Genomic DNA, 9,617 nt, shown 5'->3' on the forward strand with positions numbered 1-9,617 from the left:
TTATCTCAAACCATTGAGATTGCTTCCTTCCACTCCGTTCCAGTCGCAATGACTTTATAGTTAGTGATTATCCGAACATGATATTAAATAAGAGATGTTAGATTAATGAGGTAAAGTTATAAATTGATATAACTTTCTCAAAGAAACAATGACTAACAGAATACTTAGACATCGCTATAAAATTTTATCAGAGTTAGGCAAAGGTGGTTTTGGCACCACTTACTTAGCTACCGATATAGACCTGCCTAATCATCCTCAATGTGTAGTTAAACATCTGGCTCCTTCTGACCCCCGACCAAAAGTTTTTCAAATTGCTAAAACTTTATTTGATAAGGAAGCAAGAACATTACAACATCTAGGAGAACATAATCAAATCCCCAAATTACTAGCTTACTTTGAAGAGGAAAAACAATTTTATTTGGTGCAAGAGTTTGTTAAAGGTTATGACTTAACAAAAGAGATTTATTCTGGCAAAAAGTTTAGTGAAAATGAGGTAGTAAAACTATTAATTGAAATTTTAGAAGTTTTAAAATATGTGCATCAGCAAAACGTAATTCATCGTGACTTAAAACCTCAGAATATTATGCGACGAGAATCTGATGACAAAATAGTTTTAATCGATTTTGGAGCTGTCAAAGAAATTAAAGGATTAACCGTAACAAGCGAAGGTCATACAACTATTACTATAGCTGTGGGAACTCCTGGATATATGCCTCTTGAACAAGCAGCAGGTAAACCTAAATTTTGTAGCGATATTTATGCTGTAGGAATGATGGCTATTGAAGCATTAACTGGAGTTAAAGCTAGTAAATTACAAGCAGATAAATCTACAGGTGAAATTATCTGGAAAAACCAAGTTAATGCGAGTAAAAAATTGAGTAGAATTTTAGATAAAATGGTGGCATATTATTGGAGGCATCGTTATCAGAATATTGATGCGCTAATAACTGAATTAGGAAATATTGGTAATAAACCTCTCTGGGAATTAAGATTTAACAACTTTTTTAGCAGGGTTTTAAGTGAATTATCGAAGCAGTTTAATAATAATGTAAATAATCAATCACAGTCTTTCACATCACAACAAGCAACAGCTTTAATATTTAAGAATATTGATTGTACTAAATTGCATGATTTATTAGCAGCAAAAAAGTGGAAACAGGCAAATTGGGAAACAAATATAATTATGCAAAAAGCTGCAAAAATAAGATGGCTAGTGAATTTTTTTGGAGTATTTGGCTGGGGATTAAATTCTCAGAATCTAAAACAAATTTCTTGTACTGACTTGCAAACTATTGACCAACTTTGGCAAGAATACAGTAATGGTAAATTTGGATTGAGCGTACAAAAGCAAATTTACTTGGATACCGGAAATAATCCCTTAGAATTTACAAAAGAAACTTATCAAAAATTTTCCGAGAAAATTGGATGGAAACTGAAGCGAAATAACGGACTTCTGGATGGATGGTTATTATACTGTAATTTAATCTTTAAAAGCAAAGCTCCTAGAGGGCATCTCCCAGTATTAATAACTTCAAAAATTGGATTTTGGTCTGTATTTTGTGGACTGGCATTTTGTTCTAGTATAGTTGGTCTATTTGGTATTTATAGTTATTTAGTTTTACAGTTGTATTACATATATGGCGGTTTAATTAATAATTTGTTTGTGATTTTAAAGGCGCAGCACAAATATGGTGCTTTGATTGGTCGTGGAATTTTTGTTATTTTAGTATTTATTATCTTTTTTGCTATTTTGTTATTTTTGATTTGGGTTAGTAGAATAATTAGGCTTAACTATTTAATCAGAAGGCGTTGGTATTTGTCGAATTCTCATTCATATTTTTGCTTTCTTTCACATAGACTTGATGAATTTCATTAATGGATAATGGATAATGGATAATGGATAATTACCTCTCGTTAAAACCTTTATTGATTGAATATAAGGAAATGTCCTAGCATTTTTTTCCCCTTGAAAGGGGAGGCTAATAAAGCTGAATTATTTAATTAATAATTATTAATAATTAATGATTCGGTAATTAAGTCATCTACATAATAAAATTAAGAGTTACTCTGTTTGATTATTTTAATTAAAATACAAATCAAGGGGAATATATAGCAATAATTTTAGTATTGCATATGACTACTCTAGCTTATTTCTTAATCCCTTACTCCTGACTTCTGGCTGCTGAGTCGTAATAATATAAAATTGATATAATATTATTTTCGGTTAAATAGTTATTATAATTACAGTTCGTAGTAGGGCTGAAGCCCTATCTACAGTTCGGGCTTCAGCCCTACTACAAACAAAAACTTTATTATAAGTGATTATCCGCAATTCGTAGCTCCCCCGGAGGGGGCACATGATATAACTTAATAGAAAAATAATGACTAACAAAACACTTAGACACCGCTATAAAATTTTATCAGAGTTAGGCAAAGGTGGTTTCGGCACCACTTATTTAGCTACCGATCTAGACCTTCCCAATCATCCTAAATGTGTTGTTAAACAACTCGCTCCATCAGACCCCCGACCGCAAGTATTTCAAATTGCTAAAACTTTATTTGAAAAAGAAGCAATAACATTACAACGTCTGGGAGAACACAATCAAATTCCCAGATTATTTGCCTATTTTGAAGAGGGCGGACAATTTTATCTGGTTCAGGAATTTATTCAAGGTAACGATCTAACAAAGGAGGTTTATACAGGGCAAAAAATTACTGAAGAACAAGGAATTAAACTATTAACTGAAATCTTAGAAGTTTTAAAGTATGTACATCAACAAAATGTAATTCATCGTGACTTAAAACCTCAGAATATTATGCGGAGAAAATCTGATGAAAAAATAGTTTTAATTGACTTTGGAGCAGTCAAAGAAATTAAAGGGTTAACCGTAACAAGTGGAGGTCATACAACTCACACAATAGCAGTAGGAACTCCCGGATATATGCCTGGCGAACAAGCAGCAGGTCAACCGAGATTGTGTAGTGATATTTATGCTGTGGGGATGATGACTATTGAAGCATTAACTGGAATGCAGGCAAGTCGATTAGCTAAAGACCCATCCACTGGTGAACTTATCTGGAAAAACCAAGTTAATGTGAGTGAAAAATTGGGTAGAGTTCTAGATAAAATGGTTGCCGATTATTGGAGACATCGTTATCAAACTATTGATGAAATATTTGTAGAATTAAATAATAATAATAATAATATTGTAGAATTAAATAATAATAATTATGTGAATAACCCATCACAACAAGAAACAGTTTTAATACATAAAAATCAGGTTAATAATCAACAACCTACTATTCCTCCTTCTGCTTCACCGTCATTTACTCCACAACCTTCACCAACTCCCCCCCACAATTGGGTCAAAATAGGTTTAGGTATTGCTGGCGGTGCTATTCTTGCTTGTATTATTATTATTCCTAGTATTCTGAGGCAAAAAGAAACATCTTCACCATCACCTACCCTCAACGCTCAAGACCGGGAAACATTTTCACCACCACCTACTCTCAATGAACGAGATGAAGAAGTTGCAATTAAACCTTCTCCAACTTTATTACCTTCACCAACTCGCAATACTCTCTCTTCTGCCACAAATATTTCCGAAATTCGATCTCTGACTGGTCATAATGACTGGGTTCGTTCTGTTGCCATCAGTCCAGATGGAGAGACTATCGTTAGTAGTAGCTATGACAAAACCATCAAAGTCTGGGATTTGCCAACTGGTAGTCTCAAGGGGACTCTCTCTGGTAATAGCGATCGCTTTTTATCCGTAACCATCGCTCCTAACGGAAAAACTATTGTTAGTGGTAGTGCTGATGGCACTATTCAGGTTTGGGATTTAGTAACAGGAACTCTCAAAACTACTATCACTGCTCATAGCAACGATGTTTATTCTGTTGCCATCAGTCCCGACGGCAAAAATATTATTAGTGGTAGCGCTGATGGCACTATTAAGGTTTGGGATTTAAGAACAGGAACTCTCAAAACTACTATTACTGCTCATATAAATGCTGTTTATTCTGTTGCCATCGCTCCTAACGGAAAAACTATTGTTAGTGGTAGTGGTGATGGAACTATTAAGGTTTGGGATTTAGTAACGGGTAGTGTCAAAGCTACTATCACAGGTCATAACGACCAAGTTTTTTCTGTTGCCATCAGTTCAGATGGGGAAACTGTTGTTAGTGGTAGCGCTGATGGCACGATTAAGATTTGGAATTTGGCATCGGGTAGTCTAAAAGAGACTCTGAGCGATCATAGTAAGGAGGTTTGGTCTGTTGCCATTAGCTCAGATGGGAAAACTATTGTTAGTGGTAGTGAAGACAAGACTATCAAAATTTGGGATTTGGCAACAGGAAGTCTCAAAGCTACTCTCACAGGTCATACATGGGTGGTTACTTCTGTAGTTATCAGTACCGATGGGCAAAATATCATTAGCGGTAGCGATGACAAAACTATTAAAGTCTGGGGTGAATTACCCGCAGACTACTCTAAACTAGAAAAGCTGCTTGCAGAAGGAAAGTGGAAAAAAGCAGATCGCGAAACAGAAAATATTATGCTGCAAGTTGCCAACCGAAAATCAGAAGCATGGTTAGACTCTGTTTCCATATCTAAATTTCCTTGTTCAGACCTCAAGAAAATAGACAAACTTTGGGTGGAAAATTCTAATGGATATTTTGGTTTTACTGTGCAAAAACAAATCTATTTACAAACAGGAAATAAGCCAAGATTTTTTCAAGAGGAACCCTATAAACTTTTTGGTAAAACTGTTGGATGGTATCAAAATGATAACTGGTTAAAATATGATGAGCTAGGCTTTGATTTTCCAGAAAATTCACCAAAAGGTCATCTTCCCGCCCCCCATCGTGAAAGAACAAGTGCAGCACTTGCTCCGTACCATTATCTAATGGATAAACTAATAAAATGTAATTTGTAATGTAAATTTCCTATAGTTAATATACGTTATGGCTAGATTAGTCACTAGAAGTCTTATTATATGATAGGGAGATTGAATGTTGAAGTAATTATAGAATTATAAACGTAAGCATTCAGCTATTAGCCAGCCTCTTGCCTCCTTCAGAGGAGCTGCCTCTTACAGAGGAGCTGCCTCTTGCTACGGTAGCTCTCGCTTTTCATGTCGCGTTTGCGTTAGCATTCCGTAGGAAAGCGAAACGCTAACACTAACAGCTCTCAGCACACCCAATAAAAACCTTAAAAAGGCTTTAAATGAATATAACCTTTAAAGTTGGCTTTGATAGTAAAATTCGATTTACCTCAACTAATAAAGCTTTTTTATTAAACTAAAATAAATAGCTGACCGCTGACCGCTAACTGCTGAATGCTTACTTATAAACATATACTTTATAACCGGATTCTATATAATAGGCTAACTATCAAAAATATCAATAGTTTTCCCTATTCCCTACTCCCTATTCCCTATCCCCTTAATTAATGAATTTACCAATTATTTATCATCCTAATTATGTTGCACCAATGCCACCTGGTCATCGCTTTCCTATGGCAAAATTCAAACTACTTTATGAAATGTTATTGGCAGATGAAGTGACAAATAAATCCAATTTTTTTACCCCACAACTCCCACCTTTAGAATGGATAGAATTAATACATCATCGCAACTATATAGAAGGATATTGTAACGGCACTTTAGACCCAAAAGCACAAAGACGTATTGGTTTACCTTGGAGTCAACCATTAGCAAATCGAACTTGCATTGCTGTGGGTGGTGCAATATTAACAGCACAGTTAGCACTCAAATATGGTGTAGCTTGCAATACTGCTGGTGGCACTCATCATGCGTTCCCCAGTTATGGGTCTGGGTTTTGTATTTTTAATGATTTAGCGATCGCTGCTCGTGTGATTCAAAAATTAGGATTAGTTGAAAAAGTTCTAATAGTAGATTTAGACGTACATCAAGGAGATGGAACTGCTTGGATATTTCAAAATGACGAGACGGTATTTACATTTTCTATGCACTGTGGTGTTAATTTTCCCAGTAGAAAACAAATTAGCGATCTAGATGTACCTTTACCAGAGGGAATGGGTGACGATCGCTATCTCCAGACGTTAGCACAATATTTACCAGATTTGCTCTCAGAAGTCAAGCCAGATTTAGTGTTGTATGATGCGGGAGTCGATACTCATATCCATGATGCTTTGGGAAAATTAGCTTTGACAGATACAGGAATATTTCGGCGGGAGATGCAAGTATTGAGTACCTGTGTCGCAGCAGGTTATCCGGTAGCTTGCGTTATTGGTGGTGGGTATACAAAGGATATGAATTCGTTAGTTTACACTCATTCATTATTGCATCGTGCTGCTAGAGATGTGTTTCAGCAATATCGACTGTGAGAGGGAGATGGGGAGATGGGGAGATGGGGGGATGGGGAGACTAAGCACTAATTAAGCCTTTGTTTGTAGTTGGGCTTTAGCCCCCTGTATGTTTGGGCTAAAGCCCAACTACGAGCGTGATGATGTTTTACCTATTAGAAGTCTCCGATAATAAAAAATAAAATCAATTATTTCCCCCTACTTCCTATTTACAGCGGTTTTCATGTCGGTAGACCACAGTAGGGGCGATTCGCGAATCGCCCCTACAAGGTTTTGGTTGTGACGATGTGGTTCATCAATCAGCAAAAGCGCTGTAAAAAAAAATCAAGCAACGCTTGAGTTGTTTCCTCTGGCGCTTCCTCCGGCACAAAATGACCGCACTCCAAAGCTTTACCCCGCACATCTATCGCTCTTTCTCGCCAGGTTTCCAACACATCATAACATTTTTCCATCACTCCCAACCCTCCCCACAATACTAATAACGGACATTGTATTTTCCTGTCAATATCTGCTTCATCATGTTCTAGGTCAATAGAAGCAGCAGCACGGTAGTCTTCACAAGTGGCATGAATACTGGCGGGTTCACTAAAACAACGAACATATTCTGCTATGGCACTCTCAGTGAAACCTGCTTGGTTAGCACTCCACTGTTTTAGTTTACTCTGTAAATAAAATGCAGGATCGGAACCGATGAGGCGTTCGGGAATATTGTTAGGTTCGAGGAGAAAAAACCAGTGAGAGTAAGCAGTGGCGAGTTGTTGGTTGACAGTTTGAAAAATTTTTCTCGTGGGTACGATGTCTAGCACTGCTGCTTTTTCCACACAGTCGGGGCGATCTAGTAAAAGGCGATGGAGAACTCTACCGCCGCGATCGTGACCTGCTGCCAAGAATTTTGGGAAACCCAGAGCTGCCATAACTTCTACTTGGTCTTGGGCGGTGACTCGTTTGGAATAGGTGAGATGTTGGGGGTCGGAGGGTGGTTTGTCGCTGTCGCCGTAACCACGCAGGTCTGTACAAATAACGGTGAAATGTTGAGCGAGGGTGGGGGCGACTTTGTGCCACATAATATGGGTTTGAGGATAGCCGTGTAATAGTAGTAGTGGGGGGCCGTCTCCGCTTTTGGCTACATTAATGGTGACATTGGAAGTGGTGATTTTTTGATAGGTAAATTGTTCAAACATGAGAATTTAGTTTGGTGGATAGATAGTAATTTTTCTATATTAATAATAACTGGACTTACGCATGAGATACGAAAAAAATGGGACTTGAGATTGCTTCCCTGTCGGTCGCAATGACCAAAATACCTTATACTGCGTAACTCATAAATAAGTGAAAATTCAACTTATTTATAACGATTTAGTTTATACTAAAATTATATAATAGACCAAATAATTTATAGTAAAATGAGTCAATTATTAGAATCATTTCGTGAAGCTTATAGAAATCTGGAACTTCTGCCACTGCTGACAGAAACTGCACTGAAAAAGTTTTGGGTTGAATATGGCACTGACACTATCGAAGAGTTACAACAACTGGTGGAAGATAGTCCTTCTGGAGATAGTAAAATAATTTTTGCTGGTCATCGGGGGTGTGGCAAGTCTACTCTTTTAGCACAATTTGGTCGGCAGATGGCAGATAGATATTTTGTGGTGCTTTTCTCTATTTCTGACTCCATAGAAATGTCCGATGTTAATCACATTAATATTCTGTTCGCGATCGCTGTTCGTTTGATGGAAGAAGCAGAAAAGCAACAAGTAAAAGTTAAATCATCAACAAAAGACCAATTTTATAAATGGTTTGCCAAGCAAACTAGAACAGAAACTGAAGAATTTAAGGCTGGAACTTCGGCTGGTTTTGACTTATTTAAAATTATTACTGGGAAGTTAAAACCTGATGCGACTATTAGAGAGGAAATTAAACAATAATTTCTCCGAAAAATCTCCGATTTAATTGCCAGAATTAATGAAATTGCTGCTGTAGTTCAGAATGCTTCTCAAAAAGAAATTTTAGTTGTTATTGATGACTTGGATAAAATCGACCTGGGTGTAGTGCGACAGATTTATGAAGAACATATAAAAGCATTATTTCAACCCAACTTTAGAATTATTTTTACTATTCCTATTTCTGTTTTACGGGAAGTCCGAATGGCAGCAACTTTAACGACAGAAACTAATAATCAAATTGTGACAATGCCAGTTTCTAAGTTGTTTAAACAGGGAGAACGTTACCTAACTAATTCTGAGCCAATACCAGAACAAACTGCAATGTTAACTGATGTAATGTATAAACGAATTTCTAGAGAATTAATTGAGCCAGAAACTGTCAATAAAATTATTATTTATAGTGGCGGAGTCTTGCGGGAGTTAGTCAGAATAACTAATGAATGTTGTCGGATTTGTCTGCGGTTAATTCGGCGGAAACAAGATGATTTAGAGATAAAAATTAATGCTGAAGTGCTAGAGGAAGCGATAACTAAGATTAGGATTGACTTTGATACCAGAATCGGAAAAGCAGACTATGAAGTTTTACAGCAAACTTATCAAGAGTTTACACCAAATGACCCTAAAGAGCAACGGTTTTTGGATTTATTGCATGGGTTATATGTGCTAGAATATCGCAATGGTAAACTTTGGTATGATGTTCACCCGATTGTTACAGAACTTTTACAAGAAAAAGGAAAAGCTTAAACAATTATCCATTATTAATTAATAATGGATAATTGATAATTGATAACAATTTGTTAAAGATATGAAAGAGTTTAATCCCCCCAAACCCCCCATTTGAAGGCTATGCTTTATAAACATATTTCTTAACATAAAACTTCACAATTTCAGTCGGTTATGCTCAAGTCTTGAATCAGCTTTTTTCTGAGAAATAGTGTATTGAATTAGACATTTTTTTGAGAAATGCACACCAAGATTCTTACTCCCCCCTCCTCCCCCTCTTCCCTCTCTCCCCACCCTCCGACAAGGTTTTCAGGAGTTCCTTATAAGGGATAGCTTTGAAGGGGGGGCTTAAGAAACTGTTTGTAAACTCATAAAAACCTCTCTCCAAACCTCTCTCCTACAAGGAGAGAGGCTTTGAAACCCCCCTTCCCTACAAGGGAATAGGGGTAGGGGGGTTAGGTTTTTAGTAGGTTGGGTAGAACGATAGTGAAACCCAACATAAGCCTTATTGTTGTTGGGTTACCCTTACGGGAAGCAAGCTACGATACCTCAACCCAACCTACGCCTATACATCAAGTCCGCAGCGACTGGAACGGAGTGGA

Annotated in this window: 6 protein-coding genes; 5 read left to right on the top strand and 1 reads right to left on the bottom strand. The window is 36.9% G+C overall.

Annotated features, from left to right (window positions below):
• The first annotated feature begins 148 nt into the window (after positions 1–148).
• From F6K22_RS19925 to F6K22_RS19935, 3 genes are all read left to right on the top strand, one after another.
• Entirely contained in the window at positions 149–1,876 is a 1,728-nt protein-coding gene (locus F6K22_RS19925; protein WP_293101621.1) for a serine/threonine-protein kinase, read from the top strand.
• A 505-nt stretch (positions 1,877–2,381) separates the two neighbouring features.
• Positions 2,382–4,937: a GUN4 domain-containing protein gene (locus tag F6K22_RS19930; RefSeq protein ID WP_293101624.1), complete on the top strand. Its 2,556-nt coding sequence runs from the start codon at positions 2,382–2,384 to the stop codon at positions 4,935–4,937.
• Positions 4,938–5,452: 515 nt separating this feature from the next.
• Complete coding sequence (locus F6K22_RS19935; protein ID WP_293101627.1) at positions 5,453–6,370, top strand: histone deacetylase family protein; 918 nt, start codon at positions 5,453–5,455, stop codon at positions 6,368–6,370.
• Positions 6,371–6,648: 278 nt separating this feature from the next.
• Here the strand turns inward: F6K22_RS19935 and F6K22_RS19940 are convergent, their stop codons facing one another.
• Positions 6,649–7,530 (bottom strand): alpha/beta fold hydrolase, encoded by an 882-nt coding sequence (locus F6K22_RS19940; protein WP_293101630.1) that lies wholly within the window; start codon positions 7,528–7,530, stop codon positions 6,649–6,651.
• 222 nt (positions 7,531–7,752) lie between these two features.
• Between F6K22_RS19940 and F6K22_RS19945 the strand changes: the two genes are divergently transcribed.
• Both F6K22_RS19945 and F6K22_RS19950 read left to right on the top strand, forming a co-directional pair.
• Positions 7,753–8,274 carry an ATP-binding protein gene (locus tag F6K22_RS19945; RefSeq protein WP_293101632.1) on the top strand — a complete coding sequence of 174 codons (522 nt, stop codon included), beginning with the start codon at positions 7,753–7,755 and terminating at the stop codon, positions 8,272–8,274.
• 99 nt (positions 8,275–8,373) lie between these two features.
• The gene (locus F6K22_RS19950) at positions 8,374–9,036 is read left to right on the top strand and encodes a hypothetical protein (protein WP_293101635.1); all 663 of its coding nucleotides are present in this window, start codon (positions 8,374–8,376) and stop codon (positions 9,034–9,036) included.
• Positions 9,037–9,617 lie beyond the last annotated feature (581 nt).

The organism is Okeania sp. SIO2F4 (assembly GCF_010672385.1).
Classification (GTDB): Bacteria; Cyanobacteriota; Cyanobacteriia; order Cyanobacteriales; family Microcoleaceae; genus Trichodesmium.